Origin of the sequence: Chryseobacterium rhizoplanae (assembly GCF_900182655.1) — a bacterium.
Lineage (GTDB): Bacteria > Bacteroidota > Bacteroidia > Flavobacteriales > Weeksellaceae > Chryseobacterium > Chryseobacterium rhizoplanae.
In genome coordinates this window covers 43205-57092 of sequence record NZ_FXTC01000016.1, presented here as the reverse complement: position 1 = coordinate 57092, position 13888 = coordinate 43205, and the positions used below count along the sequence as shown (strand labels likewise).

The window sequence follows — 13888 nt, the reverse complement described above, 5'->3', positions numbered from 1 at the left end:
CTTCAACTGCAAAATGTTGAGGCCTTTTGTGTAAAAAATATAAAACAATGTCAGAAGATAACGAAGATTTTTTAGATGAAGAATTATTAGATTCCCACAGTATTGAAAACATCGATATTGATGAGGAAAATAAGGGATTGTATGAACATCTTAATATCACTGTTGACAGTAAACAGGAGCCATTAAGAATTGATAAGTTCCTTTTGATCTACAGACAGAATTCTTCAAGGAATAAAATTTCACAGACCTGCAGAGCCGGAAACGTTGTAGTGAACGGTACCCCGGTAAAACAAAATTACCGTGTGAAACCGGGAGATCAGATCTCCGTATTGCTTGCCCATCCGCCTAGAGCCAATGTTATTATTCCACAAGATATCCCCGTCAATATTATCTATGAAGATGATGATCTTGTAGTGGTAGATAAAGAAGCTGGAATGGTAGTACATCCGGGACATGGGAATTGGGATGGAACATTGGTAAATGCGCTGGCTTTCCATTTTGAAAAGAATGGAGCAAAGTCTGATCTTGACAGAGTGGGACTTGTTCACAGGATTGATAAAGATACCTCCGGACTGCTGGTGATTGCCAAGAATGAATATGCATTAAGCTTTCTGGCGAAACAATTCTTCAACAGAACAACCAAAAGACTGTACTGGGCTTTTGTGTGGGGGAATCCTCAGGATGATGAAGGTACCATCAGAGGGCATATCGGAAGACATCCTAAAAACAGGATGCAGATGTCTGTCTATGAAGACGGCAGCCATGGAAAACATGCCGTAACCCATTATAAAGTCCTCGAAAGATTCAAATATATGACATGGGTAGAATGTAAGCTTGAGACGGGAAGAACCCATCAGATCAGGGCGCATTTCAAACATATCGGCCATACTTTGTTTAATGATGAAAGATATGAAGGACATACTCCTTTAAGAGGGGTGAATCTTCCGAAATACAAACAATTTATTAAAAATGTTTTCGAAATTTTACCAAGACATGCCCTTCATGCCCATACCCTCGGATTTATACACCCAACGACAAAAAAGGAATTATATTTTGAGAGCCCAATGCCCAAAGATATGGCGGATGCTGTAAAAAAATGGAGAAATTATTTGGAAAACTAAAAATATATTGAGAATTTTTTTATATTTGTTGAATTGAAATCAAGATTTGTTATGAGAAAACTATATGCTATCGTATGTTTAGCTCTTTTGTCAAATGCATACAAAGCACAAGAATCACTACCATACTATCAGCAATATCTTTTGGATGGTGAGTTCCTGTTCAACCCAGCTCAATACGGAAAAACAGATTACGTACAGCTCAACGCCAATTATCAACAACAATTTTCAAAGTTCAACAATTCTCCGAATGTTCAGTCAATCGGGATTAATGCGAATATCTTTGATAGAGTAGGTGCTGGTATTTCCGTATTCAGAGATAGCAATGGACCTATTTCTGCAGGGGGAATCACAGCTGGTGCTTCATATTTTATTCCTCTAAGTAGCGAAGGAGATAGAAAAGACCAGTTCTCTTTCGGTACAAGTGTTAACTTCTATAACATGAACTTTGATTATTCTAAAATTAATACTGAAGAAGGTGGTGACCCGTTATTGAGAGGTGAAGAAAGTAACATCTTCATGGTGTATGCCAACTTCGGTTTGGCTGCTACCTATAGAGGATTATTCGGGGGTGTTTCCGTAAATGATATTGCATTAAGTAATGATGCTTCTATCGTAAACAACTACGAGCCTTCTCCAATTAAATTCTTCTTGAACTTAGGATATAACTGGAACATTGCTGATAATATTACAATTGCACCTTCAGCATTGATCAACCTTAATACAAACTCAACGAGAATGATCGACTGGAACTTGATGGCGACTTTCTCTAATGATATCAACGCATTCTCTTTCGGGGTAAGCTACAGAACGGTTCAGAACAGATTTGACAATCAGAACCTGAGTATCTCTCCAATTGTAAAAGTGAGATTTAACAAATTCATGATCGGAGCAACATATAACCTTGGAATATCTGATATCCAGAGCTATGGTGGAAACAGCTTCATGATTGGTCTTGGTTATAACTTTGACAACTTTATTAATGCTAGAGGATTTAGATACTAATTAATTTAATTTAAATAAATTTGAGCTCTGAAAAATTTCAGAGCTTTTTTTATGATATATATTCACATTCCGTTCTGTAAACAAAAATGCAGTTATTGTAACTTTCATTTTTCAACATCCCTGAATTTCAAGGATGAGATGCTTAGTGCCATGAAAACCGAACTGTTGCTCAGAAAAGATGAATTACAGAACAGAACACTGAAATCCCTGTATTTTGGCGGGGGAACACCCTCTATTCTTTCCGTGGATGAAATCAATTCCTTAATTGATGAAGCATTACGGTACTTCAGTTTTGAAAAAGATATTGAAATCACGCTGGAAGCCAATCCGGATGACCTGGACAAAAATTTTTTAAAGCAATTAGCCGGAACACCGGTGAACAGGCTCTCTATTGGTACCCAAAGTTTTTTTGAAGAAGATTTAAAATTAATGAACAGGGCCCATACTGCTTCCGAAGCAGAAGGGTCTATCAAGCGGGCACAGGACTTTGGTTTTGAAAACCTGAGTATTGATCTGATCTACGGCTCACCAACCTCTAATCTTGAGATCTGGAAAGAAAATCTGAATAAAACAATGGCATTGGAAGTTCCTCATATTTCATCCTATGCTCTGACAGTAGAACCCAAAACAGCTTTGGAAAACTGGATTTCAAAAGGAAAAGTAAAAAGTCCGAAAGAAGAAGAACAAAACAGAGAATTTTATTACCTGTCTGACTTTTTAAAAGACAATGGCTTTGAACATTATGAAGTTTCCAATTTTGCCAAGCCAGGCTTCTACTCCCGTCACAATTCATCCTATTGGAAATATCAGGAATATCTTGGAATAGGACCTTCAGCACATTCTTATAACGGTTTTGATGTCAGAAGCTGGAATGTAGCTAATAACCAGCAATACATTAAAAAGCTTAATGATAAATTGCTGGCCAAAGAAGAAGAAATTCTTTCTAATGAAGATCAGTTCAATGAAATGATTATGATTGGCCTGCGTACGATTTGGGGCGTGGATCTTATGAGTTTAAAAAATAAATTTTCAGAGAGATTACTGGAACATTTTCAGACAGAAATCAAAACGAAAATAGAAGAAGGTATTTTAATCATTGAAAACGACCATTTAAAAATTCCTGAGAAACATTGGTTTATGGCAGACGGAATTGCTTCAGATTTGTTTATTGTATAATGTTTGTATGTGTACAGATATGCCATAAAATTCACTATTTTTGTATAAAATTTCAGTCCGTTTGAAAACTAAAAAACAAGATTATTCACATCTTTCACCAAGCCAGCCTATCGGAATTTTCGACAGCGGGGTGGGAGGCCTTACCGTTGCCAAAGAAATCAAAAGACTTCTTCCTCACGAAGATCTGATTTACTTTGGAGATACAAAGCACCTTCCTTACGGAGAAAAATCGAAGGAAGCTATCATTGAATATTCTACAAAGATTACCAATTTTCTGCTGGAGCAGAACTGTAAAGCCATTGTGATTGCCTGTAATACGGCAACAGCTAACGCTTTGAATGAAGTGATGCAGTCAGTTGCGGGAAAAGTTCCTGTGATAGACGTTATCAACCCTGTCGCTGAAAAAGTATCCTATGAAATCCATAATAATGTAGGAGTTATTGCGACCAAAGCTACCGTGAATTCCGGGCTCTATAAAAAGAGTATCCGAAAGCATAATAAATGGATCAAAGTGGATGAATTGGCGACACCATTGCTGGTTCCTGCCATTGAAGAAGGATTTAAAAACCATCCGATCACCCATGCTATTATTTATAATTATTTAAGCAATAGTAAATTAAAAAATATTGAAACATTGATTCTGGGCTGTACCCATTATCCCCTTTTAATAGATGAAATCAAACAGTATTACGGAAACCGTGTCCGTGTCATTGATTCTCCGAATATTGTAGCCAATCATCTGAAGATTATTCTGGATAAGTACAACCTTTTAAATGATAACAATCCCAAACCGAACTATCATTTCTATCTTTCTGATCTTACCAAGAATTTTGAAAAGATCTCTAAGAAGTTCTTCGGAAAAACAATTGATTTAGAATTAAAAGTATTATAAATAAAAAGTCTGCTTCTGTATGAGGCAGACTTTTTTATTAATGTCTTTTTGTGAAATAAATTGTGAGATTCGTGTTTAATTTACGCTTCCACAATTACTTTTTCAGCTTTCAGTCTGGTTTTCGGATTGAATTGAGGCTGGTTGGCATCTGTTTCATCTCTTTCCCCGATAGCTACTGCAAATAAAGTCTCATATTTTTCATTATTCAGAACAGCATCATATCCTTCAGGCTCAATTCCTTCCATCGGAGTGGAATCTATTCCCATAGCTGCACAAGCAGAAAGCAGTACTCCTAATGATAAGTAAACCTGATGTCCAAGCCATGATTTTATCGCAGTTTCTCCTTTAGGTTTTACCATAGTCCGGTAATAATTGACAGATCCTTCCGGAAGGTTTTCTTCAATTTGCTTCTCAAAGTTTTCTATGTTTTTGATCACCTGAAAGACAATGACATGGCTGCTGTCCAAAACTTTAGCTTTATTAAAATAAGATTTGTCACCCAATTGTTTTTTCAGTTCCGGATCATTGACAAAGATAAAGTTCCATGGCTGGCTGTTGATGGATGATGGACTCAGATTCAGGATCTCTTTAAGTTCTTCAATCTGTTCTTCACTGATTTTTCCTTGAGGATTATACTTTTTTACCGTATACCTGTTTTTCATTTTGTTTAAAAAGTTCATAATTTTATACTATCATTTTTATAGTTACAAAATTAATTTAAGTTTCCTAACTTTGCAATAACGGTAAAAAATGATAGTATAAAAATGTATACAATAGATAATAAATCTTATCCCTGCTGTACCAGTGTTACTATGAAATTTATAGGCGGTAAATGGAAGGCAGTTATTTTGCACCATCTTATTGATGGGGCTAGAAGATATAATGAATTAAGAAAATCAATTCCTACCATTACAGAAAGAACACTAAGCCTTCAGCTAAAACAGCTGGAAGAGGATGGAATTGTTGACCGTAAAGTTTTTACGGAAAAACCTCCTTTAGTAGTTGAATATGAATTGACAGGTTTTGGAAGGACCTTATTGCCTGTTCTGGAAGCGATAACAAAATGGGGTGAAGAAGCTCCGGTAATCTCAAAAAAAATAATCAGGAATTAAAGTTCCTGATTATCTTCTTTATTCGGTTCAAAAAAACTGAAACTCACGTTTCCGTATTTTCGGGTATCTGTTAGGTTGGGATGTTCCAGCTTCATACGGCTTTGGTGCTCTACAATAAGAACTCCATTTTCTTTCAGGTATTTATTATTTAATACCAGAGAGATCAGCTCGTAATACTTTTTCTCTTCCATTTCAAAAGGAGCATCAGAGAACACAATCTCAAATGACTTTTTATTTCTGAATTTTTTAAGCCAGTCAAATACATCACCTCTCTGTACATTGATCTGAAGTGCCATATCGAGCTCAGAAGCGGTAGAATTGATAAACGCGGTATGCTTTGGATTCATTTCTACAGAAGTAACACTTTGACATCCTCTGGAAGCAAATTCAAAGGTAATAGAGCCAATTCCTGCAAAAAGATCAAGCACGGAAATCGACTGCATGTCGTATTTGTTTTCCAGAATGCTGAATAAAGCCTCTTTGGCAAAATCGGTGGTAGGCCTTACATCAAAGTTTTTAGGGGCGGCAATTTTCTTGGCTTTCCATTTGCCTGATATTATTCTGAACATATTTTCTTAGGGTTTAGGTAATAGATTATAGGTGGTGGGTAATTATGTCCGGGATCAATCCCTATTACCTGCGGCCTGCAACCTAGTTGAGTATAAAATTCTTGTTTGGAATATTGTCAAAAACAATTTTCAGATTTTTTACAAATTTCTGAAGCTCGGAAATGAATGTTTCATTTTCCGTAGTTTCTCCATAAGCATAAAAGCTGGTTTCATTGATTCCAAAACCTATCTTGCTCAATGTAAACATAATGAAGTAAAGAAAATCTACTTCAGAGTTGACATCAAGATTATTATAAAGGATGATTTTTTTATTGTCAATCGCAAAGAACTCACATTGGTTATGATAAAGATTGATGTGAATTTCCTTGTTGGTTTTATTATTAATTGAACTTAAGAACTTTTCTCCGGAGAAATTAAAATGAACCGGTATCGCCAGCTCTTTTATTTTTTTATAATAATTTTTCGGGAAAGTATAATAAAACTGTATGTTGAATTTTTTGTTGATAGAAAGCATCAGCTCTTCCTGTTCTCTATCAGTTGGTGCATTAAAGGCGATCAGATCAAATCCTGCTTCATGCTCAGAAAAACCTTCAGGCATCAGGGTAAAATGATTAAATGCTGAAATCACCTGGATCTCATCATAGCGCTGCTTAATAAGAACTTCGTCCAGCTTTTGCTCAATAAGATTGGCCGGGGTTTCTTCAGTAACGAAATAAGATTTTTCCTCCAGAATGTTTTTGTTCTTAACAATCTGGTAGATCAATCCGTCTTTGGTAAAAAGTAAATTAAGTACGTTCATATTTCAATTGCTGCAAATTTAGTGAAATTCTACCATTACCGCACCCGATTGATGGTGAAGTATTTCCTTATTATAAAAATCAATATTGACCTGGCTTTCCAATACATCCCGAACCATCCTCTGCAGAGTCCCGTCACCAATGCCGTGAACAATTTCAAGCCTCTTCAAGTTGTTCTTTCTGCAAAACTCTATCACTTCAATGAGTTTCTCCTTTTGAATAAACAATCTTTCAAAGCTGTCATAGTCATTGGGATTCTTTACCAAATTATGAAAATGAAGGTCTAAAACCAAATGATTTTTCTGATGTTTCTTAGAAATGATTTTTTTAGGCTCCGCTTTTCTTACTACTCTGATATTTTCATAAAGATCCGAATCTTTCGGAACCAGTTTTTCTTTGGGATATTGATGGGTAAAGCCATATTCATCTTTAAAAACGACAATATTTCCCTTCACGGAAGTTACCACTCCGCTTAAATCTTCATCTACTACCGAAACCTTATCGCCGATTTTCATATTTTTTTAGACTTGTCTGAACCCATTATTGGTGCAAAGGTAGAAAGTAAAATGTATTGAAGGCAAACTCATTTACTCCCAAATTCTCAAACCCTCCAACGCTCAAAGACCCATGTTATCACTCATCAAACTCTTGGTCCCAATTCAATTACCTCCAGATCTTTGATTTCTTCACCGTCTACCACAAAGCGCATCATTGTTCTTACTTTATGCCAGCCCTGTTTTCCACAGGCACCGGGATTAAGGTGCAAGAGATTATTTTTCTCATCATACATCGCTTTCAAAATATGGGAATGTCCTGAGATAAATAATTTAGGCGCTTTTTTTGCTATTTCCTTTTTAGTGAGTGGAGTATATTTTCCGGGATAACCTCCGATATGAATCATTAAGACCTCGAGATTTTCGCAGAAAAAACGATTGACCTCCGGAAACTCAGCCTGGATTTTAGCATCATCAATGTTTCCGTATACTCCTTTCAGAGGTTTTATCTTTTCCAGCTGTTCAATGACGTCAAGATTTCCAAAATCGCCACAATGCCATACTTCGTCAGCCTGAGAAGCGTATTCCAGAATTCTGTCATCAATATAAGAATGAGAGTCGGAAAGGAGAAGGATCTTTGTCATTATCTAAAGGTTCTTTCTGTAATATTTTCGTGGTATTTATCTTTGAATATCGCTACACGGTCAGGATTCAGTTCTCCATCATGATTAATCACTCTTTCTTTTAATAACCATTTTACCAGCTTTTCCATTCCTTTTTTGGAATTCATGAAATTGGCAATTTTGGCTATATCTGTTGATTCTACTTTTGTTTTTTCAGGCAGAAAATTCAGGATAAAATAATCATCACTTACATAGCTTGGAGTCTCATTATCCATATATCGGTAAAGAAGAATTTCCTCATCATCTTTCATAGAGAAAAATGAATACTGGGCTACATTGATTTTTTCAGTCTTCAGGATCTGTTTTCCATCCAATAAAACTTTATTGTCTTTGATGGTAACGTCCTGGGAAAAATATAAATTACAGCTTATCATCAGTAAGAAGAAAGCCAATAATCTGTTTACTGCCATTTTTGATTTTTTAAGATTGCAAATATAAGAAGCTTTAATCAACTTATCAGATTGGTTTACTTTCAGAGAATACTTTCAGAATATCAGTCAGTAATATTTTTTGTTTTCCTGATAGAATCCAGTTTCTTTTCTATATCTGCACTGAAAACCTTCTTTAGTTTCAGTTGATTCTCTGTAAGCTTTGAAATAACAAAAGTGCCTGTCATATTCGTATTGGAAGGAAATACCAAAGTCACTGTAGAATCTGAAGCTTTTTTCCAGTTCCCGATGTAGCGGTCTGGTTTTTCACTTTTAGTAACCGGTTCTTCCACAGTATCATATCTTAATGTAGATTTAATCAGGTTTCCTGTGATTTTTCCATTTTTCTGAAATCTTATACCTTCTTTTCTTGCCTCAAAACCATCCTTCTTTTCGTAGGTATAAATATAAGTATCCATTTTACTGAGATTCCAGGTTTGTAAAAGTAAAGGATTGGAAGTTCTGTCCTGGGCTTTGATACCACCGGCTGCGAAAAGAGAGAAAATACAGATACAAATAGGCTTTTTCATGAATACAACAGATTTATCAGTAAAATAAGTAAACTTTTAATCATGCTAAAATTAGCATCACTTAATATTTAGTAAATTTGGGAAAATTAAAATAAACAATGAAACAGAAACTTTCTTTTTTCATTTTTCTTTTGACCGTAGGATTAGCCAATGCACAGGTTGAAGAAAAAAAGCTGGATGAACTGATCCAAAATACTCTGAAAACGTTTGATGTACCTGGAATGTCCGTAGGGATTGTAAAAGATGGGAAAATGATTTATTCCAAAGGTTTTGGAGTACGTTCTCTTACGACCAAACAGCCTATGGATGATAATACATTGGTGGGGATTGCTTCCAACTCTAAAGGTTTCACATGTACAGCGTTAGCAATTTTAGCAGATGAAGGAAAACTGAACTGGGATGATAAAGTTTCAAAATATATTCCTGAGTTTCAAATGTACGATCCGTATGTTTCGCAAAATGTAACGATAAAAGATCTTATCACTCACAGAGCCGGATTAGGACTTGGCCAGGGAGATCTTATGTTTTTTCCGGAAGGGGGGAACTTAACGGTGAATGACATTGTTCATAATGTGAGATACCTGAAACCTGAAAATCCTTTCAGAACAAAATTAGATTATAATAATATCATGTTTATAGTTGCCGGGGAAGTGATTCACAGAGTTTCCGGATTAAGCTGGGCAGACTTTATTGAACAGAGAATCATGAAGCCTGTAGGAATGACTTCTAGCTTTGGGAGCTATAACAGAGCAAAAGCAACGGCCAACAAAATTGATGCACATGCTCCTGTAGACGGAAAAGCTATTGCTGTTCCTCACGACTGGAACGAAACAGCAAATGCTGCCGGGGGAATTATGAGTAACATTAAAGATATGACAACCTGGGCAGAATGTCTGTTAAATAATTTCACCACGAAAGACGGAAAAAAATTAGTTTCAGATAAAAATGTTCAACAGCTTTGGAATCTTCAGATCCCTGATAGAGTAGCTGCGAAGAATCCTTATGATACAAGTTTCTACGGATATGGTTTAGGATGGTTCCTGAGCGATGTTAAAGGACATAAGCAGGTGCAGCATACAGGCGGCTTAATTGGAACGGTTACCCAGTTTACTTTGATTCCGGATATGAAGCTGGGAATTGTTGTATTGACCAACCAACAGTCCGGAGCAGCTTTCAATACCATTACCAATACGGTAAAGGATTCTTATCTTGGTGTAGCAGACAGAAACTGGCTGAAAACATATGGTGACAGAATGTCTAAGATGGAAGCGGATTTTAATAAGCAAAAGAAAGATGCCTTTGCAAAATCAGAAGCATTTAAAAAAGAAAAATCTCTTCAGCCCAAAGCAGAACAGTTTACAGGGACATATAATGATGCATGGTTTGGGGATGTAGAAATTTCTCAGCAGGGAAATACTTACAGAATTTCATGCAAAAACTCTCCAAGATTAAAAGGAGAATTACTTCCTTACTCTAATAGTTCTTTCATTATCAAATGGGATGACAGAAGCTATGATGCGGATGCCTATATTATTTTCAGCTATGACGAAAACGGAAAGGCAGAATCTGCAAAATTGAAAGCGATTTCCGATGTGACCGATTTCAGTTTTGATTTTGATGATCTGGATTTGAAGAAGAAATAAAAAAGGAAGCATAAAAATATTCTTTGAAGAACGGGCATTGGTCCGTTCTTTTTGTTTCTATGAAGAAATTATTTCCTCGTGGAATTATAAATAATGACTTTTGATATTCATAGGAACGGGCTTTAGCCCGTTTTTTCAATTTTACACGATAATGGCTTTACCCAGAACTTAATCACCCCGTCAAAAAATAAATTTTTTGCCGCCCCCCCGAAGGAGGGGAATGGGGAGTTGGTAAAAGAAATATTGTTTATTGCAACAGGTTCAGGTCTTGTTCTGCTAAAGAAAGTTCTGTATTGAGATGCTGCTTTTCAAAGAAACTTTTTAACTCAAGAAGTCTTTTCTTATTATTATAATGTATACTGGAATTCAGTTTTCTCTGGCAGAGTGAACATGCTCTTGCGAGGTGATAATCTGTTTCTGAAAGTGAATTGGTTCCATTCATCACGCAGTTGGCATTCAGGCAATGGCTGATTCCGAACATATGCCCGATCTCGTGGGAACTGATCTTTATTAATCTTAAAAAACTTTCATTGAAATTGGAATCGGTCAAATGACCATTGGCAAATCTATATATAGATGTTACGCCTACACCTTCTTCATAAGATGCAAGTCCGAAAACGTAGTTCCATTCCGGTTGGGGAAAAAGATCTTTTTCTGTAATTCCCATGAGTATTACAGCATCTTTAGGCCTTCTTTTGATCAGAATGCTGTCCAGGACATAACTTGCCAGAATCTGCTCCTGTCCTTCCTTTGAAATTCTTTTGATCTTTTCAGGAAAGATTGTGTTGGGTAACTCGGGAAGAATCTTTGTTTCCAGCTGGAAATATATCTTTAAATATTCTTTGGTGAGTGCTATTTGTCTTTTCTGGAGTTCATCAAATTTTCCGATCGGCTGGAGATAGATCGTATTTTTTCCGGGTTTGAGCTTTATCTTTTTTGATTGCTGAAAATCTTCAAACTGCTGAAATTTTTCATCATGATTGTACCGCCAGCTTCCGTGCTTGGGGGAAGAAAGCTTTATATCATTCAGCGCAATTGATTCAAAATAGGTTTTCTTCTGTTTCTGACATGAAAAGAGAAGGATAAATAGGGCTGCATAAGAAAAGAGGAAAGAAACGTTATATTTTCCCTGGTTCATAAAAGAACAGTAGTTTCTTTTTGGCCCCGTCAAATTCGGACCATGATTCACAGTCTACTTCAAAACCAGCGACTCCGCATGTGGGAAAATGAAAAATATCTTCAGAAATAGAATTGGCAAAATTGGAAATTCCATTATTATGCGAGAAAAAAGCAACTGAATTCAAGCTGTCATCCAGGTCATAAATTACAGATTCAAAGCTTCTTTCCGAAGGATTATATAGTTTTTCATCAGTAGAACAGTTCAGCTGGTATGCCTGATTAAAAATCTTACACGTATTCAGTGCACGCACTGCTGGGCTTGACACAAAGTGATCAATGGAAATATTATTGCTTTTAAGGAATCTGGACATGTGCATAGCGTCTGTCAAACCCTTGTCTGCCAATGGTCTGTCAAAGTCCTCCGTTTCCTCCGGCCAGTCGCTTTTTGCATGTCTTACGAGGATGAGTTTCTTCATATAATTGTTTTTTGGAAGATTAAAATTATAAAAAAAATAATGGAATAAAACATGATTTATATAAAAAAACTGCGTTATGAATAAAATCAGTAAATTTTACTAAATTTGCAGACTTATGGGACAAATCCTTGCAATAGACTACGGAAAGGCTCGTTGTGGTATCGCTGCAACAGATGATATGCAGATTATAGCCAGTGGGCTGGAGACTGTAGAGAACCGTTTTTTAATGGAATTTTTGAAAAAATATTTCAATGAAAATAAAGTAGATGAGGTAGTAATCGGACTTCCCATAGATTTGAAAGGAAATGTTTCGGAAGTGGAAACCGATATTTTAAAATTCATTGAAGAATTTAAAAAAGAATTTTCGGATATTGCGGTTCATCGTTTTGATGAAAGATTTACTTCCAAAATGGCTTCATTTTTTATTTCCCAAAGTGGAAAAAACAAAAAAAAGAGGCAGGAGAAAGGATTAATAGATAAAGTAAGTGCAACCATCATATTGCAGAATTTTTTAGAACAAAGATTAAGATGATATTACCGATAAGAGCTTTTGGGGATCCTGTTTTGAGAAAAGTGGGAAAAGATATAGACAAAGACTATCCCGAATTACAGGAACTGATAGATAACATGTTCGAAACCATGTACAGCGCTAATGGCATAGGTCTTGCTGCGCCACAGATTGGTTTGGATATCCGTCTGTTTGTAATAGATGTGACACCTCTTGCAGAAGATGAGGATTATGAAGATATTAAGGATGAGCTGGCAGAATTTAAAAAAGTTTTCATCAATGCTCAGATTCTTGAAGAATCAGGGGAAGAATGGAAGTTCAATGAAGGCTGTCTTTCTATTCCGGATGTAAGGGAAGACGTGAAAAGAAAAGGCACAATCGTTATTGAATATTATGACGAAAATTTTGTGAAACATACAGAAACTTTTTCCGATATTAGAGCCCGCGTAATTCAGCATGAATATGACCACATTGAAGGGGTACTGTTTACTGACCACCTGAGTGCTCTGAAAAAGAAACTGGTAAAAGGTAAACTGACAAAAATCTCTCAGGGTGACGTAAACATTGGTTACAAAATGAGATTTCCAAAATAAATTAAACAAGGATAAAAGAAATAATATAAAGCAAAAAGCTTAGAGCTGATTGCAGAATTTACAAAAAATAAAATTATGCTGTTAGAAAAAATAATTTCAATTTCTGGAAAACCAGGACTTTACAAATTAGTTTCTCAATTAAGAAACGGATTCATCATTGAAGATGTTACCAGTAAGAAAAAAGTAAGTATTGGAAACTCAAGCCAGGTAAGTTTGTTGGATAATATTGCCATGTTTACATTTGAGAAAGAAGTTCCTTTGTTTGAGGTATTTGAAAATATTGCTAAAAACAACGACTATAAGGAAACTATTTCTCACAAATCTTCTGATGCAGAGCTGAAAGATTTTATGTTGGCATCTCTTCCTAACTATGATACAGAAAGAGTATATTCTTCTGATATCAAGAAATTGGCTCAGTGGTACAATGTTCTTCACAAAGCAGGATATATTACTCCTGAAAGTTTCGTAAAGGCAGAACCTGAAACTTTGGATGGAGAGCCTGCAGAAGAGCTAAACATTGAAAAAGAAGCTAAAAAAGCTCCAAAAGCAGAGAAACCAGCTGCTCCAAAAGTAAAAGCTACTTCAGCTGCAAAATCAGCGCCGAAAAGCACGCACAGAAAACAAGGATAATTCAGTTCTGAATTAAAAATACAAAGCCTTGTCGGGAATTTCCTGACAAGGCTTTTGGTTTTTTTATGTAGGTGGTGGATGATAGGTAGCAGGGATCAGGGAAATTTTCTGCTGA

Annotated in this window: 18 protein-coding genes; 9 read left to right on the top strand and 9 right to left on the bottom strand. The window is 36.0% G+C overall.

Annotated elements, in window-relative coordinates:
* Window positions 1-47: 47 nt before the first annotated feature.
* From FN817_RS22510 to murI, 4 genes are all read left to right on the top strand, one after another.
* Complete coding sequence (locus FN817_RS22510; RefSeq protein WP_185149933.1) at window positions 48-1121, top strand: RluA family pseudouridine synthase; 1074 nt, start codon at window positions 48-50, stop codon at window positions 1119-1121.
* Window positions 1122-1172: 51 nt separating this feature from the next.
* Window positions 1173-2123 (top strand): PorP/SprF family type IX secretion system membrane protein, encoded by a 951-nt coding sequence (locus FN817_RS22505; protein WP_047377725.1) that lies wholly within the window; start codon window positions 1173-1175, stop codon window positions 2121-2123.
* A 51-nt stretch (window positions 2124-2174) separates the two neighbouring features.
* On the top strand, window positions 2175-3299 hold the full coding sequence (hemW, locus tag FN817_RS22500; protein WP_142719871.1) for a radical SAM family heme chaperone HemW: 1125 nt from the start codon (window positions 2175-2177) through the stop codon (window positions 3297-3299).
* 61 nt (window positions 3300-3360) lie between these two features.
* Complete coding sequence (murI, locus tag FN817_RS22495) at window positions 3361-4191, top strand: glutamate racemase (protein WP_047423941.1); 831 nt, start codon at window positions 3361-3363, stop codon at window positions 4189-4191.
* Window positions 4192-4271: 80 nt separating this feature from the next.
* Here the strand turns inward: murI and FN817_RS22490 are convergent, their stop codons facing one another.
* On the bottom strand, window positions 4272-4871 hold the full coding sequence (locus tag FN817_RS22490) for a nitroreductase family protein (RefSeq protein WP_142719870.1): 600 nt from the start codon (window positions 4869-4871) through the stop codon (window positions 4272-4274).
* Between the two features lie 84 nt (window positions 4872-4955).
* Between FN817_RS22490 and FN817_RS22485 the strand changes: the two genes are divergently transcribed.
* Window positions 4956-5303 carry a winged helix-turn-helix transcriptional regulator gene (locus FN817_RS22485; protein WP_142719869.1) on the top strand — a complete coding sequence of 116 codons (348 nt, stop codon included), beginning with the start codon at window positions 4956-4958 and terminating at the stop codon, window positions 5301-5303.
* On the opposite strand, the gene FN817_RS22480 is transcribed toward FN817_RS22485, so the two are convergent.
* The 6 genes from FN817_RS22480 to FN817_RS22455 all read right to left on the bottom strand — a co-directional run bounded on the left by FN817_RS22480 (window position 5300) and on the right by FN817_RS22455 (window position 8804).
* The gene (locus FN817_RS22480; RefSeq protein WP_047423947.1) at window positions 5300-5872 is read right to left on the bottom strand and encodes an RsmD family RNA methyltransferase; all 573 of its coding nucleotides are present in this window, start codon (window positions 5870-5872) and stop codon (window positions 5300-5302) included. The genes FN817_RS22485 and FN817_RS22480 overlap by 4 nt on opposite strands.
* Window positions 5873-5954: 82 nt before the next feature.
* Window positions 5955-6671: a DUF3822 family protein gene (locus FN817_RS22475; protein WP_142719868.1), complete on the bottom strand. Its 717-nt coding sequence runs from the start codon at window positions 6669-6671 to the stop codon at window positions 5955-5957.
* Between the two features lie 18 nt (window positions 6672-6689).
* Window positions 6690-7184, bottom strand: a complete 495-nt coding sequence (locus FN817_RS22470) for a Smr/MutS family protein (RefSeq protein WP_047423951.1) — start codon at window positions 7182-7184, stop codon at window positions 6690-6692.
* A gap of 125 nt (window positions 7185-7309) precedes the next feature.
* Window positions 7310-7807 (bottom strand): metallophosphoesterase family protein, encoded by a 498-nt coding sequence (locus FN817_RS22465; RefSeq protein ID WP_142719867.1) that lies wholly within the window; start codon window positions 7805-7807, stop codon window positions 7310-7312.
* Entirely contained in the window at window positions 7807-8256 is a 450-nt protein-coding gene (locus FN817_RS22460) for a hypothetical protein (RefSeq protein WP_167498926.1), read from the bottom strand. The genes FN817_RS22465 and FN817_RS22460 overlap by 1 nt, the downstream gene beginning before the upstream one ends.
* Window positions 8257-8339: 83 nt before the next feature.
* The gene (locus tag FN817_RS22455; protein WP_142719866.1) at window positions 8340-8804 is read right to left on the bottom strand and encodes a hypothetical protein; all 465 of its coding nucleotides are present in this window, start codon (window positions 8802-8804) and stop codon (window positions 8340-8342) included.
* 98 nt (window positions 8805-8902) lie between these two features.
* On the opposite strand from FN817_RS22455, the gene FN817_RS22450 reads away from it, so the two are divergent.
* Complete coding sequence (locus FN817_RS22450) at window positions 8903-10447, top strand: serine hydrolase (RefSeq protein ID WP_142719865.1); 1545 nt, start codon at window positions 8903-8905, stop codon at window positions 10445-10447.
* A gap of 247 nt (window positions 10448-10694) precedes the next feature.
* On the opposite strand, the gene FN817_RS22445 is transcribed toward FN817_RS22450, so the two are convergent.
* Both FN817_RS22445 and FN817_RS22440 read right to left on the bottom strand, forming a co-directional pair.
* Window positions 10695-11585 (bottom strand): archaemetzincin, encoded by an 891-nt coding sequence (locus FN817_RS22445; protein ID WP_142719864.1) that lies wholly within the window; start codon window positions 11583-11585, stop codon window positions 10695-10697.
* A complete protein-coding gene (locus tag FN817_RS22440) occupies window positions 11566-12042 on the bottom strand; it encodes a SixA phosphatase family protein (protein WP_047423963.1) in 477 nt (158 codons plus the stop codon). The genes FN817_RS22445 and FN817_RS22440 overlap by 20 nt, the downstream gene beginning before the upstream one ends.
* Window positions 12043-12157: 115 nt before the next feature.
* On the opposite strand from FN817_RS22440, the gene ruvX reads away from it, so the two are divergent.
* From ruvX to FN817_RS22425, 3 genes are all read left to right on the top strand, one after another.
* Window positions 12158-12574 (top strand): Holliday junction resolvase RuvX, encoded by a 417-nt coding sequence (ruvX, locus tag FN817_RS22435; RefSeq protein ID WP_142719863.1) that lies wholly within the window; start codon window positions 12158-12160, stop codon window positions 12572-12574.
* Complete coding sequence (gene def / locus FN817_RS22430) at window positions 12571-13143, top strand: peptide deformylase (RefSeq protein ID WP_034693378.1); 573 nt, start codon at window positions 12571-12573, stop codon at window positions 13141-13143. Before ruvX ends, def begins: the two co-directional genes overlap by 4 nt.
* Window positions 13144-13218: 75 nt before the next feature.
* Window positions 13219-13773, top strand: a complete 555-nt coding sequence (locus FN817_RS22425) for a DUF5606 family protein (protein WP_142719862.1) — start codon at window positions 13219-13221, stop codon at window positions 13771-13773.
* Window positions 13774-13888 lie beyond the last annotated feature (115 nt).